We start from the raw sequence: 16509 nt of genomic DNA on the forward strand, positions 1-16509 counted from the left end.
TTCCATATTATGTGATAGCAATTCACATTATGGCATAAAGTGACCGGTCGCATGTCCGGCACCCTGCGAAGGAGGATGGATTGGCGGACAGCAAGGCTCCCGCGGCGCGGCCGGTGCGGACGATCAACTATCTCGCCTATGGCTCCAACGACGTGCTCGGCGCGGGGTCGATGGCGGTCATCTCGGGCTGGGTGCTGTTCTTCTACACCACCTTTTGCGGGCTGGCCGCGTGGCAGGCGGGCCTGATCTTCCTGGTCGCGCGTGTGCTGGATGCGGTCGCTTCGCCGATCATCGGCCACATCTCCGACAATATGGGCGACACGCCGATCGGGCGGCGCTTCGGGCGGCGGCGCTTCTTCATCCTCGCCGCGATCCCGCTGCTGCCTTCCTTCGCCATCATGTGGGTCTCCGGCCAGAGCTTCTGGTATTATCTGATCACCTATGTGCTGTTCGAGCTGGTCTACGCGATGGAGATCATCCCGTACGAGACGCTCGCGGCGGAAATGGGCAAGGATTACAGGACCAAGGCGAAGTTCGCCGGCATCCGCATCCTGTTCGCGCAGGCGAGCGCCATCCTGGCGGGCTTCCTGCCCGGCTGGCTGATCGAGGCGCTGGGCAGGGAGAATGCCGACACCTTCCTCTACATGGGCATCCTGTTCTCGATCCTGTTCATGGCGACGGCGACGCTCCTCTACGTTTTCAGCTGGGAGCGGCCCTATTCGGAGATCGCCGCGCTCAGGCCTGAGGGGGAGGCGAAGCCCGGCGTCGGCGCGGCGGTGAAGGCGCTCTACCGCAACCTGTTCTCCACCTTCCGCATCCGCGCCTTCCGCCTGCATCTCGGCATGTATCTGGGCGGCTATATCAGCCAGGACGTGTTCAACGCGGCCTTCACCTTCTTCGTCGTGTTCGCGCTGGCGGGCTCGATTACCGTCGCCTCCTCGCTGCTCGGCACCATGTATATCGTCCAGTTCGTCGCGGTGATGATCGCGATCAACCTGGCGCTCCGAAGCTCCCCGGCGCGGGCCTATCAGCTCGCCGCGGTCAGCTTCGCGCTCGGCGCGATCGTGCTGCTCGTCATGTGGAATGCGGGCGTGCGCTCGGGCGATCTGCTGCTGTGGGTGCCGATCGTGCTCGCCGGGCTCGGCCGCGGCGCGCTCAACTACATCCCCTGGGCGACCTACAACTACATGGCCGATGTGGACGAGATCGTGACGGGCCGCAGGCGCGAGGGCGCGTTCGCCGGCGTCATGACCTTCGTCCGCAAGATGACGCAGTCCGCGGCGGTGTTCGGGGTGACCACGATCATGAGCTGGGGCGGCTTCGTCTCGGGCGCCGAGGTGCAGAGCGATCAGGCGATCACCACGCTGGCGATGGTGCTGGGCATCGGCACCATCGGCGTGCTGCTGGCGGGCATCTGGGTCTCCACCCGCTTCCGGCTCAATTCGGCCACGCACGACGTGCTGATGGATGAAATCGACCGGCTGAAGAGCGGTGACGCCGCGCCGCCCACGCCCGAGACCAAGGCGATCGTCGAGGACCTCACCGGCTGGCGGTACGAGCAACTCTGGGGAAACAACCCTGTCGCGCGCGCGCAGGTCAAAGAGGTTCGGGAGCAGACCGCATGATCATCCGCCACACCCTCATGCTTTCGGCCCTGGCCGCGATCACCGCGCCCGCCGCCGCCCAGGTCGGCCGCGTCTATCCGAGCGAGATGCGGACCGTGGTCGACCGCACCACCGGCCGGCCGATCACCTATCTGACCGACGGCGCGAAGGGCGACAGCAAGATCTACCCGACGCATCCGCAATGGGCGCATGACGGGCGGCACATCGTCTTCCGCTCCTCGGCGCGCGCGGAAGGATCGCAAATCTTCGCGGTGGACGAGATCACCGGCGTGATCGTCCAGCTGAGCGAAGGGCCGGGCGTCGGCGCGGGCAGCGTCAATGTCGCCCGCAAGTCCAATCGCATCTACTACATGCGCTATCCCGCGCCGGGCGACGCCGAGGGGCGGATCAGGCTGATCGAGGTCGATCTGACGCCGCTGCTCGCCGCCGCCGCCGCCGGCACGCCGCGCGCGGGCGGCTACGAACGCGTCGTCGCGACCATGCCGGAGGGCCATATCGAGGCGGGCGGCTTCACCCTCGATGCCGATGAGAAGACCGCCTATGTCGGCTTCGATGCGCGCCGCGCGCCGCGCCGCGAGCCCGGCCAGCCGGTGCCGCAGGTGCCGGGCGGCATCCGCGCGATCGACATCGCCACCGGCAAGGTGCGCACCGTCATCGAAACGCCGTTCCGCATGGGCCATGTCCAGGCCAATCCGTTCGTGCCGGGCGAGATCCTCTATTGCCATGAGACCGGCGGCGACGCGCCGCAGCGCATGTGGGTGGTCAAGGCCGACGGCAGCGGCAACCGCCCGCTCTACAAGGAAGGCCCGCTCGACTGGGTGACGCACGAGCAGTTCGCCGACGCCGATCACGTCATCTTCAACCTGATGGGGCATAAGCGGGAACTGCGCCAGGTGCCGACCGGCATCCTGGTGGTGAACCTGCGCGACAACACGGTCGAGCATCTCGGCCAGATCCCGATCGAGGATTTCAAGCGCACCGCGCTCGCCGGGTTCAACGACCCCAACATCCCCAAGGACGAGACGAGCACCGGCGGCTATTGGCACAACGCCGTCACCTATGACGGGCGCTTCGCCGCGGGCGACGATTTTGACGGCAACGTCCATCTGATCGATCGCAGCACGGGCGAACGCACGCTGCTCACCACCGGCCATCGCATGCGGCCCGATCATACCCATCCGAGCTTCAGTCCGGACGGCAGCCGGCTGCTGATCCAGTCGGGCCGCCAGACCGACGGGCGCACGTTGGCGCTCGCGATCGTGCCCGTGCCAGAGGCGACGGCGGAATAGCCGTGCTCGCCGCGCTGCTCGCGCTGGCGGCGGCGCAGGACGCGCCGGTCGCGCCCAAGCCGCTGTTCCGCGATCCGGTGCATGACGGCGCGGCCGACGCATCGACGGTGTACGATCCGGCCACGCGCGAATGGGTGATGTTCTACACCAACCGCCGCGCCGATCTGCCGGTGACGGACAAGGACGTGTCGTGGGTCCACGGCACGCATATCGGCACCGCGCGATCGAAGGACGGCGCGGCGTGGCGCTATGGCGGCGTCGCCGCAATCCCGGCGAGCTGCACCGGGCAGACTTTGTGGGCGCCCGAGGTGCAGCGCTTCGGCGACACCTGGCACATGTGGCTGACCGTGGTGCCCGGCGTCTTCGTGGACTGGAACGCGCCGCGCTTCATCGTCCATCTCACCAGTCGCGATCTCAAGACCTGGACCTGCGGGGAGCGGCTCGATCTCGGCTCCGACCGGGTGATCGACGCGAGCGTCGTCGCGCTGCCCGGCGGCGGCTACCGGCTGTGGTTCAACAACGAACGCGCTGGCAAGGCGATCCGCTATGCCGACAGCGCCGATCTCGTGCACTGGCAGGTCAAGGACACGGTGGTCGACACGCCCGGCGAAGGGCCGAAGGCGTTCCGCTGGAAGGGGCGCTGGTGGCTGGTGAGCGATGCGTGGAAGGGGCTGCTGGTGATGCGCTCCGACGATGCGACGCATTGGACGCGCCAGCCGGGCTATCTGCTGGGCGATGCCGGCAAGCAGCCGACCGATCGGGCCAAGGGGCAGCATCCTGACGTGATCGTCAGCGGCGACCGTGCCTATCTGGTCTATTTCGTCCACCAGGGCGGCGAGCCTCGGGCCGAGCGCGATCCCGCCTGGGCGCGCCGCAGCGTGCTGCAGATCGCCGAGATCGTGGAGCAGGACGGCATCCTGTCGATCGATCGCGAAGCGCCCATTCGGCTGCGCCTCGCGCCGCCCGCCGGACAACAGCCATAAGGGACGAAGCTGTCGGTAAGGGATTGCCGGCCTCCCGTGAAGGCGGCGACAGGGCAGCCTTGTCGATCGAAGAACCTGAAGCAAGATTCTTCTTTCCTACATATAACCAAATAGGCTATAGAACGAGCATGTTCCCGCTCGAATCATCGCTTTGGTTTGCGCAGCCAGCTGTCCCGACGTTCGATCGGGCGGTGGTGAGGATCATGCGAACATGCGTTTGGGGGTCAAATCCCTCAACACTGTCAACTTGCGCGAAGCAGCGGCCGCCTTCCAGCGCCGAATTCCGCCGCCGGAAGGCGCTTTCTCAAATGTGTCAACTTGCCGCGCCGGGTCCGCCGCGCGCGCGAATCAGCACTCCGGCAGGGCGTTGCCCGTCGGCGATACCTTGGTCGTGCACGGGTGCGTCGGATAGGCTTCGAGGTCCAGCTCGGTCGCCTCGCGCACCACCGTCACCTTGTCGCCGTCGTCGCGCATCTCGTAGAGCTTGCCGAGCGCGTAGGTGAAGGGGCGATGGAGCACCATCATAAGCTGCCCGTCGAAGCGGCGGAACAGCATGCCGTGGCCGCTGTCGCGCCGGACCAGCGGGTCGAGCTGCTCCCACGGCCCCTCGATCGATCCCGATTTCGAACGGGCGAGCGCCTGGACATAGCCGCGCTCGCCATAGCTCGACCACAGCATCAGGAGGGCGCCGGTCCTGGTGCGGAAGAATTCGGGTCCATCGGTCACCCATACGCGATCGCCGTCGGGCTGAAGCTGGCCGCGGGCCCAGGGCGCCTCGTTCGCCTTGAACAGCAGCCGCGGCTTGCCGGCGGGCTTGAGATCGTCGGTCAGCGGAAAGGCCTCGATCGTGCCGATCGTCGTTTGCAGCCATTCGTGCGCATAGACGTACCAAGGCTTGCCCTCAGGATCGACGTAGAGCGTGCCGTCGAGCGTCATCAGCTCCTTGGGCGCGATCGGCTCGCCCTTGTCGACGAGCGTGTAGGGGCCTTCAAGCTTGTCCGCGACCGCCAGCACCGTGCCCCGGCGATAGGGCTTGCGGTTGCCCTGGGCCGGCAGCTTGGCGGCCTCGTCATGGAAGGTGGTGAACAGATACCATTTGCCCTTCCACGGGTGCACCTCGGGCGCCCAGCTGCCCGCTTTCGCCCAGGTCCCGGTTTCGGGAAGGGCGAAGACGACCTTGGGCTTGGTCCAGTGCTTCAGGTCTTTGCTGCTATAGGCCATCGTGCCGAGCCGCGGGTCGCCCGACATGGCGGGCTCATTGCGGTTGAACAGGTAATAGGTCTGCGTCGCCTTGTCGGCGACGATCCACGGATCGTGGAGCTGCATCTGCGGCATCAGCAGCGTCGCCTCGGCGGGAGCGGGAGCCTGCTGCGCCGAGCCGGGAATCGCGGCCGCGGCGGCGAGCAGGGCGGCGAGGATGAGGGTGCGCATGTCTTACTCCGCCAGAAGATTGCCGTAACCGATCACGATGGTCGCGCCGACGAGGATGCCGACGCCGGCCCAAACCATCGCCTTGACGCGGGGCGCGGCGTCCCTCCATTCGCGAAAGGCGAAGCCCCAGATCGTGCCGAAGATGATGATCGACGCCATGTGCAGCGTCCAGCTGGAGAAGCCGAGCCGCCCCATCTGGCTCTCGCCCATCGTGTAGAAGAAGAACTGGAAATACCAGGCGGTGCCGGCGATCGCGCAGAGCAGCAGGTTGCGCCCCAGCGGCGCGCCTGCCGCCTCGCCGCGGCCCAGCCATTGCGGCGCGCTGCGGTTGCGCGCGATCAGCACCACGCACCAGATGGTGTTGGTGATAAGGCCGCCGAACATGACCAGGCACAGCACGGGAAGGCCGGTCCACAGCGGCCCGGTGCCCGCCTCGGCAGAGATCGCCTTGATCGGCTCGCCCGCGGCGAGGCCGAAGGCGAAGCAGGCGGAAAAGATGCCGGCGAGGATCGCGACGACGATGCCCTTCCTGAAATCGAACTCGGCGACCGCGGCGGCCTTCTGCTCCTCGGACAGCGCGGCGTCCTTGCGCGCGCCGGCCATCGCGACGACGATGATGCCCGCGAGCGTCATCAGGATGCCGCCGAGGATGACGTTGCCGGAGAGGGTGTCGAGCAGCTTCGCCGCGAACTCGCCGGCGAAGATCGGCGGGATCAGCGTGCCGAACACGGTGCACAGCCCCAGCACCACCGCCATGCCGAGCGACAGGCCCAGATAGCGCATGACCAGGCCGTAGCCGAGCCCGCCGAACCCCCAGAGCAGGCCGAAGACGATCGGCCAGCCGATTACGGAGGCGGGCGTCCGGCCGAGCACGCCGAGCAGGTCCTCGGTCTGGATGGCGGCGAAGAACCAGGGGGCGAGCAGCCATGAAAAGATGCCGCCGGTCAGCCAGTAGATCTCCCAGCTCCAACGCTTCACCCCGCGATAGGGGACGTAGAAGCTCGCCGAGGCGAGACCGCCGAGCCAGTGATAGAAGACGCCGGCCAGCGGGTTGGGCGTCACAGGTCGATCCCGAGCCGGTAGAGCCGGTTGGCGTTGCCGGCGAACATCGCGCGGCGCTCGTCGTCGGAGAAACCGCCGGTGATCGCGGCATAGGCGGAGAGGTGCGCGTCGAAGCCGCCGAACAGCTTGTCGGTCGGGAAGTCGCTGGCGAACATCACCCGGTCGGGTCCGAACGCATCGACCGCGGCGAGCACATAGCCGCGCGCGTGCTCGGGATCGAACGGGCGGCGGGTGAAGCCCATGCCGGAGAGCTTGACCGCGACGTGCGGGATGGCGGCGAGCGCGGCGATGCCCGCTCGCCAGGCTTGCTCCTCGCCGGGCACCATCATGCCGGCGTGGTTGATCATCACCGGGATTTCGGGGTGGCGTTCGATCAGCGTGGCGAGGCCGGGGAACTGCCCCGGATAGGCCTGGAGGTCGAAGCTCAGCCCATGGCGCCCGAGCAGCGCATAGCCGCGCCGCCAGGCCTCGTCCTGCGTCACGTCGCGCGGGCCGTATGTCCGCTGCGGGTCGGCGTGCCAGTTGACGATGTGGCGGATGCCGCGGACGTTCGGATGCGCCGCGTGCGCCTCGAGCAGCGCGTCGAGATCGGGATCGGCGAGATCGGCGAAGGCGATGATCGCATTCGGCATCCCGCGCTGATCGGCCATCGCCTGCAGCCACGTCGTCTCGTCGAGCGCCTGCGCTGGATCGGCGCCGGCATCGACATGGACGATTCCACGCACGTCCCATTCGGCTGCGTCGGCGAGGTAGTCGTCGAGCAGATAGGTCGCCGCGATCGCCTCGACCGAGCCGTTGGGGCCGTCATCGGCGAAGGGCGGCGTCAGCCAGGGATAGCGGATCCGGTCGAGATCCCAGAGATGGACGTGCGCGTCGATGAAGGGGAGGCGCGCGCCCATTCAGAAGGTGGTGCGCCCGCCCGAGGTGTCGAAGGTCGAGGCGGTGGTGAAGCTGCATTCCGCGCTCGCCATGAAGCACACCATCGCCGCGCTCTCCTCGACCTCGCCCAGCCGGCCCATCGGGATCTTGGACCGCATGTAATCGACCTGGCTTTGCGGCAGCTGCTCCAGGATCGGGCTCTCGAAGGTCGCGGGCGTCAGCGCGTTGACGACGATGTTCTTCTCGGCAAGCTCCTTGCCCAGCGACTTGGTAAGGCCGATCACCCCGGCCTTCGACGCCGAATAGGCCGAGGCATTGGGATTGCCCTCCTTGCCCGCGACCGAGGAGACGTTGACGATCCGGCCATAGCCGTTGGCGATCATGTGCGGCACCACGGCGCGGCAGCAGTAGAACAGGCCGTTCAGGTTGATGTCGATCACCCGCTGCCAGCTGTCGACCGGGAATTCGTGGACCGGCGCGGTGGCGCCGGTGACGCCCGCCGAGCAGATGAGGATGTCGACCTTGCCCAATGCTCCGGCGCTCGCCTGCACGGCGGCGTGGACGGCATCGGCGTCGGACACGTCGAGCGAGACGAAGTGCGCCGCGCCGATCTCGCGCGTCGCCGCTTCGGCGTCGCCGTTCAGGTCCCACAGCGCGACCTGGCCGCCTTCGGCGACGATCCGCCGCGCGACCGCCTTGCCGAGGCCCGATGCGCCGCCCGTGATGATCGCGGTCCGCCCGGCGAAACGCCCTTCGAACAGGCTCATGCGGGCACACCCTCGCCGAGATCGCGCCAGGCGACGACGTTCTGCGTCTGCTCGCCCAAGCCGGTGATGCCGAGGCGCATCGTGTCGCCCGCCTTGAGGTAGACGGCGTCGGGCTTCTTGCCTTCACCCACGCCCGGCGGGGTGCCGGTGATGATCAGGTCGCCCGGATAGAGCGTCACGAAGCGGCTGAGATAGGAGATGATCTGGGCGACATTGAAGATCATCGTGCGGGTGTTGCCGGTCTGCATCCGCGCGCCGTTCACGTCGAGGAACATGTCGAGCGCTTGCGGATCGCCGACCTCGTCGGGCGTCACCAGCCAGGGGCCGACCGGGCAGAAGGTGTCGTGGCCCTTGCCCTTCGACCACTGGCTGCCGCGCTGCTTCTGGTTGAAGCGTTCCGAGACGTCGTTGGCGAGGACATAGCCGGCGACATGATCGAGTGCTTGCGTTTCCTCGACATAGCGGCAGGTGCGGCCGATGATCACGCCCAGCTCGACCTCCCAGTCGCCATGCGTCGCATCCTTGGGCAGCATGACGTCGTCATTGGGTCCGTTGAGGCTCGACAGCGCCTTCATGAACATGACGGGCTCGGTCGGGATCGGCAGGTTCGATTCGATCGCGTGGTCTTCATAATTGAGGCCGATCGCGACGATCTTGCCGATGCCCTTGACCGGCACGCCGTAGCGCGCGCCCGCCGGCGCTGCGGGCAGCGTCGCCGGAACGATCGCGGCGAGACGGGCGAGGGCGTCACGCGAAAGCTGCGTGGGATCGATGTCGGGAACCACGCCGGACAGATCGCGGATCGCGCCATCGGCGTCGATCAGACCGGGCTTTTCCTGGCCTGCGGGGCCATAACGGCAGAGTTTCATAAGTGCCTTTTCAGTGGGTGTAGGGCCGCGCGAGCGGCACATCGCGGTTGAGCTCGACGCCGAAACCGGGCTTGTCGAGCGCGCTGGCCTTGAGCCGGCCGTTCTCGGGCACGGGCTCGCCGATCAGCTGGGGGTGGAACATCGGCACGACCTGATCGGCCTTGGGCGCCATCATCAGGAACTCGGCAAAGGGACTGTTGTGGCGCGTGACGACGAAATGATAGCTGTAGACCGACGATCCGTGCGGGATCATCAGCGCGCCCTTTGCATCGGCATAGTTGGCGATCTTGATCAGCTCGGTGACGCCGCCGCACCAGCCGACATCGGGCTGGATGATGTCGCAGCATTCCATGTCGAGCAGCATGCGGAAGCCCCATCGGGTCGCCTCATGCTCGCCAGTGGTGACCAGCATGCCCTTGGGCGCGGCCTGCTTCAGCGCAGCATAGCCCCAATAATCGTCCGGGCTGAGCGCCTCCTCGATCCATTTGAGGCCGTGTTCGTGCGCGGCGTGGGCCAGGCGGGTGGCGTAATCGAGATCGAGCGCCATCCAGCAATCGAGCATCAGCCAGAAATCGGCCCCGACGCGCGAACGCATCTCGGCAAGCTCGGCGATGTTCTTGTGGAGGCCCTCGATGCCCTCGGCGGGGCCGTGGTGCAGCGGCATCTTGCCGCCGATAAAGCCCATCTGCTTCGCCAGATCGGGCCGGGCGCCGGTCGCGTAGAATTGCAGCTCGTCGCGCACCGCGCCGCCCAGCAGGTGATGGACCGGCTCCTGCCGCAACCGCCCGAGCAGATCCCACAGCGCCAGATCAACCCCGGAGATGGCGTTCACCACCAGCCCCTTGCGGCCGTAATATTGCGTCGAGAAGTACATCTGGTCCCAGATCTTCTCGGTCTCGCGCGGGTCGCGGCCTTCGAGGAAGCGGGCGAGATGCTTCTCGACGATGAAGGCCGCGGGCTCGCCGCCGGTGGTCACCGCGAAGCCCATGGTGCCGTCATCGGCCTCGATCTCGACCACCAGGGTACCGAGCACATTGATGCCGAAGCTCTGGCGCGACCGGCGATATTCGGGATAACGCGCCATCGGCGTCGCGATATGATCGTCGATCCAATGGCCTTCGCCCTGATCATGATAATCCGCGCCGCCGCCACGCACGACGAAAGCCCGCACTTGCTTGATCTTCGGAAACCAACCTCTTGGCACGATCTTCCCCCGAAACGCCGCCTTCGATCAATCACATCCCTTATCCGATTTATCGCGAACCTCGTACCAGCATATGGTACGGGCTTGTTCGCCGCGACCGGCAGGGTTGTGCGCTGACTTTTTGAAGGCGGGGGCTTCTTTGTCCTGTTTACATTCTCACTTTATGGGATAGGATACTAGTAGATGAGACAAACAACGTCAAACGAAGAATCAGAAGACGCTTCGCCGCGGCGCGGCGGCAAGGTGCAGGGCAGCCAGACGCTGCTGCGCGGACTCGACATGCTCGACAAGGTGACCGACGGCCCTATCAAGCTTGCCGATCTGGCGCAGCGGATGGGGCTGACGCGCTCCACCACGCACCGGCTGGCCAATGCGCTGATCGATCGCGGCTTTCTCACCTTCCTGCCGCGCGAAGGCTATCAGCTGGGGCCCAAGCTGCTGCATCTCGGCTTTCTCGCGCAGAGCCGGACCGACCTGGTCCAGGTCGCCCGTCCATTGATCGAGGAACTCGCCGCGCAGACCGAGGACACGGTGCATCTCGGGCGACTCGATAACGACCAGGCGCTGTATCTCGACAAGATTCCCGGCCGCCGGAGGGTGGAGATTTCGAGCCGCGTCGGCGATCGTCAGCCGCTCACCTCCACGGGGCTCGGCAAGGCGCTGCTGCTCGATGACACGCCGGTGCGCTGGCAGAAGCTGTTCGACGACGATCAGGCGGCGGGCGCACCACGCGCCGATTACGCGCTCTGGCTCGATCGGATGTACGGCTATGTCACGGAAGGCCGCGCCTATGACCTGGAAGAGAATGAGGATCTGATCCGCTGCGTCGCCGCACCCGTGCGCGATGCGTCGGGCAAGATCGCTGCGGCAATCAGCGTATCGAGCGCGGCGCAGTATATGGATGATGCGCGCATGGCGGCCTTGACCGCCGATGTGCGCGCCGCCGCGGATCGGATCAGTGCCGAGCTCGGCTGGCGTCCGCAAGCCGATGCGGCGGAGGCGCCGGCGACAAGGAAGCGAGGAAAGGACAAGGGGTGAGGCTGCTCGAAGGCAAGACTCTGTTGGTGACTGGCGCGTCGGCCGGGATCGGTCGCGCGGCGGCGATCGGCGCCGCGGCGGCGGGCGCCTCGGTCGCGATCAACTACAGCCGCGACGATGCCGGGGCCGAGGCCTGCGTCGCCGAGATCGAACGCGCCGGCGGCAAGGCGATCGCGGTCAAGGGCGACGTGTCGCTGCCCGAAACGGCGGGCGAGTTCGTCGCGCGCGCGGTCGAGGCTTTCGGCAAGGTCGACGTAATGGTCAATAATGCCGGCATTTGCCCGTTCCACGCCTTTCTCGACATGCCGGTCGAGACGCTGGAGCGGACCATGCGGGTCAACCTCCACGGCGCCTATTTCATGGTCCAGGCGGCCGCGCGGCAGATGGTCGCGCAGGGGCATGGCGGATCGATCATCGCGGTCTCTTCGATCTCCGCGCTGGTCGGCGGCGAGTATCAGACCCACTACACGCCGACCAAGGCGGGGGTGCACTCGCTGATGCAGTCGACCGCGATCGCGCTCGGCAAGCACGGCATACGCTGCAACTCGCTGCTGCCCGGCACGATCCTGACCGACATCAACAAGGACGATCTCGCCGACCCTGAAAAGCGCGAATATATGGAAGGCCGCGTGCCGCTCGGCCGGCTGGGCCAGCCGGAGGACATGGTCGGGCCGATCGTCTTCCTCGCGTCCGACATGGCGGCCTATGTCACCGGCGCGGCGCTGCTGGTCGACGGCGGCATGTTCGTGAACCTGCAGTGATCGCCGCGCTCGCCGCACTGGCGCTGGCCGGCCAGACCGTCTTCATCGCCAGCGATTCGACCGCGCAGACCTACAGGCAGGACCGCTATCCGCAATCGGGCTGGGGGCAGGTGCTGCAATGCGGCCTGGATGGCGTGGCGGTGGACAATCGCGCGATCGGCGGGCGATCGACCCGCACCTTCGTCAGCGAAGGCCGTTGGGACAAGCTGATCGCCGATGTGAAAGCCGGCGACACGGTGCTGATCCAGTTCGGCCACAACGACGCCAACCGCAATCGGCCCGCGCGCTATGCCCCGGCGGCGACCGATTACCGCCACCACCTCACCCGCTTCGTCGCCGATGTGAAGGCGAAGGGAGCGACGCCGGTGATCCTGACGCCGGTGGCGCGGCGCTCCTTCTACGAAGGTCGGGCGCAGGCCGATTTCGCCGAATATTCGTCGGTCGCGCGGGTCGTCGCGCGCGAGACCGACACCCCCCTGATCGACCTCGAAGCGCTCTCGCGCACCTGGCTGACCGAAGCGGGGGAGGAGCGGGCCAAGGCCTATTTCCTGCATTATGATGCGGGGGAGGTCGCCGCCTTTCCGAAGGGGATAGAGGACGACACCCATTTCAGCGAGCTCGGCGCACGGCATGTCGCCGACCTGATCGCCGATGCGCTCGCTCGGCTGGAACTGCCGGTGTCGGACGCGGTGCGTAAGGACCGCCCGGCGCTCGCTCGCGAGACTCCGCTCGGGAGCTGGGAATGTCGCTGATCGACCGCCGCACGCTGATCGGCGGCGGCGTGACGCTGGGCGTGGCGGCGCGGCTGCCCGCGGCGCAGTCGCCCGGCGAGACGATCGCGCTCTGGCCGAACCAGGCCCCGGGCGGCGAAGGGGTGACGGTGACGCAGCGCGAGATCCCGCGCTCGGCCGATGGTCCGGCGGACGACACCGCCTTTCTTCACGTCACTCGCCCGCAGCTGACGCTGGCGCGCCCGGCCAAGCCCAACGGCGCGGCGCTGATGCTGATTCCCGGCGGGGGCTATATCCGCGTCGCGATCGGGCGGGGCGGGCGAGCGTTGGCGCAGCATTTCGCCGATGCGGGCTTCCATACCTACACGCTGCTCTATCGCCTGCCGGGCGACGGCTGGGCGGCCGGGCCGAACGCACCGCTGCAGGACGCGCAGAGGGCGCTGCGCCTGATCCGGGCGCGTGCCCGGCGGGAGGGCTATGATCCGGCGCGGATCGGGGCTCTGGGCTTCTCGGCGGGCGGACATGTCGCGGCGCGGTTGGCGACCGTCGAGACCTCCGCCTATGCCGCTCAGGACAGCGCAGATGCGATGCCGTTGGGCTTGAAGGCGGCGGGACTGCTCTACCCGGTGATCCTGACCGACGGTCCGCACGCGCATGGGACGTCGCGGCGTGAACTGATCGACAAGAACCCAGCAGCCGAAAATGTTGCCGGCAACGCCGCGGTCTCCCGGAACACACCGCCGACCTTTCTGGCTCACGCGCTGGACGATCGCGTCGTGCCGCCAGAAAACAGCCTCGCGATGCTTGGCGCGCTGAGGGCGGCCAAGGTTCCCGCCGAATGCCACCTGTTCGAAAAGGGCGACCATGGGCTAGGCCTGGAGTCCTGGTCGGACCTGTTCCTCGGCTGGGCCCGCCGTCACGGGCTATGACGCCCGCAAGCTCCCCTCGCGTCGCGCTGTTCGTCACCTGCCTGGTCGATCTGATCCGCCCGCGCATCGGCTTCGCCGCGCTCCGCGCGCTGGAGGCGGCGGGATGCGAGGTGGTGGCGCCCGAGGGGCAGACCTGCTGCGGTCAGCCAGCGCTCAACTCGGGGGACCGCGACTCCGCCGTAGCATTGGCGAAGAGCACCATCGCCGCGCTCGAGGGACACGATCATGTCGTCGTGCCCTCGGGATCGTGCGCGGCGACGATCCGCGAACACTATCCCGAGCTCCTGGCCGACGATCCCGACTGGCGCGAGCGCGCCGTTGGCCTAGCGGAGCGGACATGGGAGGTGCTCGCCTATCTCGACGAGGTGCGCGGCTGGCGCCCCGATACCGTGTGCGCCGCCACCGCGGTCTATCATGACAGCTGCTCGGGTCTGCGCGAACTGGGAATCAAGACGCAACCGAGACGGCTGCTCGCAGGCGTCGACGGGCTCGCACTGGTCCCCCTCGCCGGAGAAGAAACCTGCTGCGGCTTCGGCGGCACCTTTTGCGTCAAATATCCCGCCATCTCCAACGCGATCGTCGAGGAGAAGGCCGACGCGATCGAGGCGAGCGGGGCGGAATTGCTGCTCGCGGGCGATCTCGGCTGCCTGATGAACATGGCGGGCAAGCTCCATCGGCGCGGATCGAAGGTGCGCGCGTTCCACGCCGTTGAGCTGCTCGCCGGGATGGGCGACGGCTCCGCGATTGGCGAGGAGGGATGAGCTTCATCGACCGCGCGGCGGCGGCGCTGGCCGATCCGGTGCTCAAGACCGCCGTCGAACGCACCGCCGGCACCGCCGAGGCGAATCGCGCGGTGGCGGTGGAGGCGTTCCCTGACTTTGCCGCGGCCCGGGCGCGGGCGGCGGCGATCAAGGATCACGTCATTGCCAATCTGGGCGAATATCTGGAGCGGTTCGAGGCGAACGCGGTAGCGGCCGGCGCACGCGTCCACTGGGCGGGGACCGCCGATGAGGCCTGCGCGATCGTCGTCGACATCTGCCGCGCGGCGGGCGCGAAGACCGTCGCCCGTTCCAAATCAATGCTCGGCGAGGAGATCGGTTTGCCGCACGCCCTCGCCGAGGCGGGAATCGAGCGGATCGAGACCGATCTTGCCGAACACATCATCCAGCTCGCCGACGAGCCCCCTTCGCACATCGTCTGGCCGGCGATGCACAAGACGCGCGACCAGGTCTCCGCGCTGTTTCGCCGGCACCACGCATCGCCGCACGAGGACGAGAGCATCGCCGCGATGGCGGAGAGTGCGCGGCGTCATCTGCGCGAACGCATGCTGGGGGCCGATATCGGCATCTCTGGCGCGAACTTCCTGGTCGCCGACACGGGCGCGGTGTGCACCGTCACCAACGAGGGCAATGCCGAGCTGTCGCTGGTGCCGCCGCGCGTCCACATCGTCACCGCGGGGATCGAGAAGCTGGTGCCCTCAATGGGGCATGCGGTGCATATGCTCAGGATGCTGGCGCGTTCCGCGACGGGCGCGGCGCTCACTCAATACACCACCTTCTACTCCGGGCCGAAGCGTGCGGACGACGCCGACGGACCGGAGGAGATGCACATCGTGCTGGTGGACAACGGCCGCACCGCGATGCGCGAAGAGGGTCTCGCCGAGATGCTGCGCTGCATCCGCTGCGGCGCGTGCATGAACCATTGCGTGGTGTTCCGCCAGATCGGCGGCCACGCCTATGGCGGCACCTATCCCGGGCCGATGGGAGCGGTGCTGACCCCGGCGCTAAGCGGCCTCGCCGCCAATCGCGATCTGCCCCAGGCGTGCACGCTCAACGGCAAATGCCAGGAGGTCTGCCCGGTCGCGATCCCGTTGCCGACGCTGCTGCGCGGCTGGCGCGAGCGGAGCTGGCGCGAAGGACTGGAGCCTGTGACGACGCGCTGGGGCGTGCGGGTTTGGGCGTGTCTTGCGAAAAGGCCCCGGCTCTATCGCTTCGCTACCTCGGCCGCGATCCTGGGGATGCGGCTGTGGGGCGGGGGCGGGTGGAGTCGTTCGCTGCCGCTCGCCGGCGGCTGGACGCGCCACCGCGACATGCCCGCGCCGGAAGCGGCGAGCTTCATGGCGCAATATGCGCGCGGGCGGCGGCGATGAACGCGCGCGAAGCGATTCTCGGGCGGCTGCGCGGCGGGGCTGATCCCGCCACGCTCGATGTCGAGGCGACTCGCCTGCTCGATCGTCCTGAGCGGCCCGTGGTTGACGTTGCCGATCTCGTCGGGGGTTTTCTCGCGCAGCTCGCACAAGCAAGGTTGGGGGCCACATTCGAGCGTATCGGCGCGATGGCCGACCTCCCCGGAGCGGCGCAACGTTATCTTGCCGCCCAAGGCTTGGCGTCGGCGCTTTATCTTCCGCCCGACCCAAACCTAGCCGCGCTCGACTGGAGCGGTCTCGCCATCAGCCATGATTGCGCCCCCGATCAGCCGGCTGCGTTGGCCATCGCCCGCGTGGGCGTCGCCGAGACCGGATCGCTGGTGCTCGAGACCGCGCCCCAGGCGCCGATGCTGCCCAACTTCCTCTGCCTGCATCACATCGTGCTGCTGCGCGCCGAGGCCATCGTGCCCCATCTGGAAGACGCCGTGCTTTCCGGATCGCAGCCTCGCGCGCATTACTGGATCACCGGGGTCAGCGGCACCACCGATATCGAGGGACAGTATGTCCGCGGCGCGCACGGCCCGCGCTTCCTCCATGTCGTGCTGGTCGGCTAGGGTCCAAACCCAATTAGAACAGGGTCGTGACGGAGCGGATTTTGGCACCAGGCTAGGAGCAAGGAGGGAGCGATGCCATAGCATCGTGACCGACGCGCGACGCCGCATGGCGCCAAAAGCCGCCCGCCGCCGGAGGCGGTCGCCCGGAGAAACCCGCTGGCAAGGAGCACAGCGCAGTCGC

Annotated in this window: 16 protein-coding genes; 10 read left to right on the top strand and 6 right to left on the bottom strand. The window is 67.5% G+C overall.

The genetic code is table 11. The annotated features are described in order from the left end of the window. Positions 1-80 precede the first annotated feature (80 nt). From D1610_RS10915 to D1610_RS10925, 3 genes are read left to right on the top strand one after another with little or no spacing between them, the layout of a single operon-like run. Positions 81-1625 (top strand): MFS transporter, encoded by a 1545-nt coding sequence (locus tag D1610_RS10915; protein WP_118864207.1) that lies wholly within the window; start codon positions 81-83, stop codon positions 1623-1625. Further along, complete coding sequence (locus D1610_RS10920; protein ID WP_222926992.1) at positions 1622-2914, top strand: oligogalacturonate lyase family protein; 1293 nt, start codon at positions 1622-1624, stop codon at positions 2912-2914. The genes D1610_RS10915 and D1610_RS10920 overlap by 4 nt, the downstream gene beginning before the upstream one ends. A gap of 2 nt (positions 2915-2916) precedes the next feature. Beyond that, a complete protein-coding gene (locus D1610_RS10925; RefSeq protein ID WP_118864208.1) occupies positions 2917-3897 on the top strand; it encodes a glycoside hydrolase family protein in 981 nt (326 codons plus the stop codon). A 348-nt stretch (positions 3898-4245) separates the two neighbouring features. Here the strand turns inward: D1610_RS10925 and D1610_RS10930 are convergent, their stop codons facing one another. From D1610_RS10930 to rhmD, 6 genes are read right to left on the bottom strand one after another with little or no spacing between them, the layout of a single operon-like run. Beyond that, the gene (locus D1610_RS10930) at positions 4246-5328 is read right to left on the bottom strand and encodes a glycoside hydrolase family 43 protein (RefSeq protein WP_118864209.1); all 1083 of its coding nucleotides are present in this window, start codon (positions 5326-5328) and stop codon (positions 4246-4248) included. Between the two features lie 3 nt (positions 5329-5331). Continuing rightward, entirely contained in the window at positions 5332-6390 is a 1059-nt protein-coding gene (gene rhaT / locus D1610_RS10935; RefSeq protein WP_118864210.1) for an L-rhamnose/proton symporter RhaT, read from the bottom strand. After that, complete coding sequence (locus tag D1610_RS10940) at positions 6387-7289, bottom strand: amidohydrolase family protein (protein ID WP_118864211.1); 903 nt, start codon at positions 7287-7289, stop codon at positions 6387-6389. The genes rhaT and D1610_RS10940 overlap by 4 nt, the downstream gene beginning before the upstream one ends. Continuing rightward, complete coding sequence (locus D1610_RS10945) at positions 7290-8036, bottom strand: SDR family NAD(P)-dependent oxidoreductase (RefSeq protein WP_118864212.1); 747 nt, start codon at positions 8034-8036, stop codon at positions 7290-7292. After that, positions 8033-8905, bottom strand: coding sequence for a 2,4-didehydro-3-deoxy-L-rhamnonate hydrolase (locus tag D1610_RS10950; RefSeq protein ID WP_118864213.1), 873 nt, complete (start codon positions 8903-8905; stop codon positions 8033-8035). The genes D1610_RS10945 and D1610_RS10950 overlap by 4 nt, the downstream gene beginning before the upstream one ends. Positions 8906-8915: 10 nt before the next feature. Then, positions 8916-10109 carry an L-rhamnonate dehydratase gene (gene rhmD, locus D1610_RS10955; protein WP_118864214.1) on the bottom strand — a complete coding sequence of 398 codons (1194 nt, stop codon included), beginning with the start codon at positions 10107-10109 and terminating at the stop codon, positions 8916-8918. Between the two features lie 183 nt (positions 10110-10292). Between rhmD and D1610_RS10960 the strand changes: the two genes are divergently transcribed. The 7 genes from D1610_RS10960 to D1610_RS10990 are packed head-to-tail and all read left to right on the top strand — an operon-like array spanning position 10293 to position 16328. Further along, the gene (locus D1610_RS10960; protein ID WP_118864215.1) at positions 10293-11147 is read left to right on the top strand and encodes an IclR family transcriptional regulator; all 855 of its coding nucleotides are present in this window, start codon (positions 10293-10295) and stop codon (positions 11145-11147) included. After that, positions 11144-11908, top strand: coding sequence for an L-rhamnose 1-dehydrogenase Lra1 (gene lra1, locus D1610_RS10965; RefSeq protein WP_118864216.1), 765 nt, complete (start codon positions 11144-11146; stop codon positions 11906-11908). Before D1610_RS10960 ends, lra1 begins: the two co-directional genes overlap by 4 nt. Further along, positions 11905-12660 carry a rhamnogalacturonan acetylesterase gene (locus D1610_RS10970; RefSeq protein ID WP_118864217.1) on the top strand — a complete coding sequence of 252 codons (756 nt, stop codon included), beginning with the start codon at positions 11905-11907 and terminating at the stop codon, positions 12658-12660. The genes lra1 and D1610_RS10970 overlap by 4 nt, the downstream gene beginning before the upstream one ends. After that, a complete protein-coding gene (locus tag D1610_RS10975) occupies positions 12651-13568 on the top strand; it encodes an alpha/beta hydrolase (protein WP_118864218.1) in 918 nt (305 codons plus the stop codon). Before D1610_RS10970 ends, D1610_RS10975 begins: the two co-directional genes overlap by 10 nt. Beyond that, entirely contained in the window at positions 13565-14329 is a 765-nt protein-coding gene (locus tag D1610_RS10980; protein WP_118864219.1) for a (Fe-S)-binding protein, read from the top strand. The genes D1610_RS10975 and D1610_RS10980 overlap by 4 nt, the downstream gene beginning before the upstream one ends. Then, positions 14326-15717: a lactate utilization protein B gene (locus D1610_RS10985; RefSeq protein WP_118864220.1), complete on the top strand. Its 1392-nt coding sequence runs from the start codon at positions 14326-14328 to the stop codon at positions 15715-15717. Before D1610_RS10980 ends, D1610_RS10985 begins: the two co-directional genes overlap by 4 nt. Next, positions 15714-16328, top strand: a complete 615-nt coding sequence (locus D1610_RS10990; RefSeq protein ID WP_118864221.1) for a LutC/YkgG family protein — start codon at positions 15714-15716, stop codon at positions 16326-16328. The genes D1610_RS10985 and D1610_RS10990 overlap by 4 nt, the downstream gene beginning before the upstream one ends. Positions 16329-16509 lie beyond the last annotated feature (181 nt).

This window comes from Sphingomonas gilva (assembly GCF_003515075.1).
In the GTDB taxonomy this organism is placed as follows: Bacteria; Pseudomonadota; Alphaproteobacteria; order Sphingomonadales; family Sphingomonadaceae; genus Sphingomonas; species Sphingomonas gilva.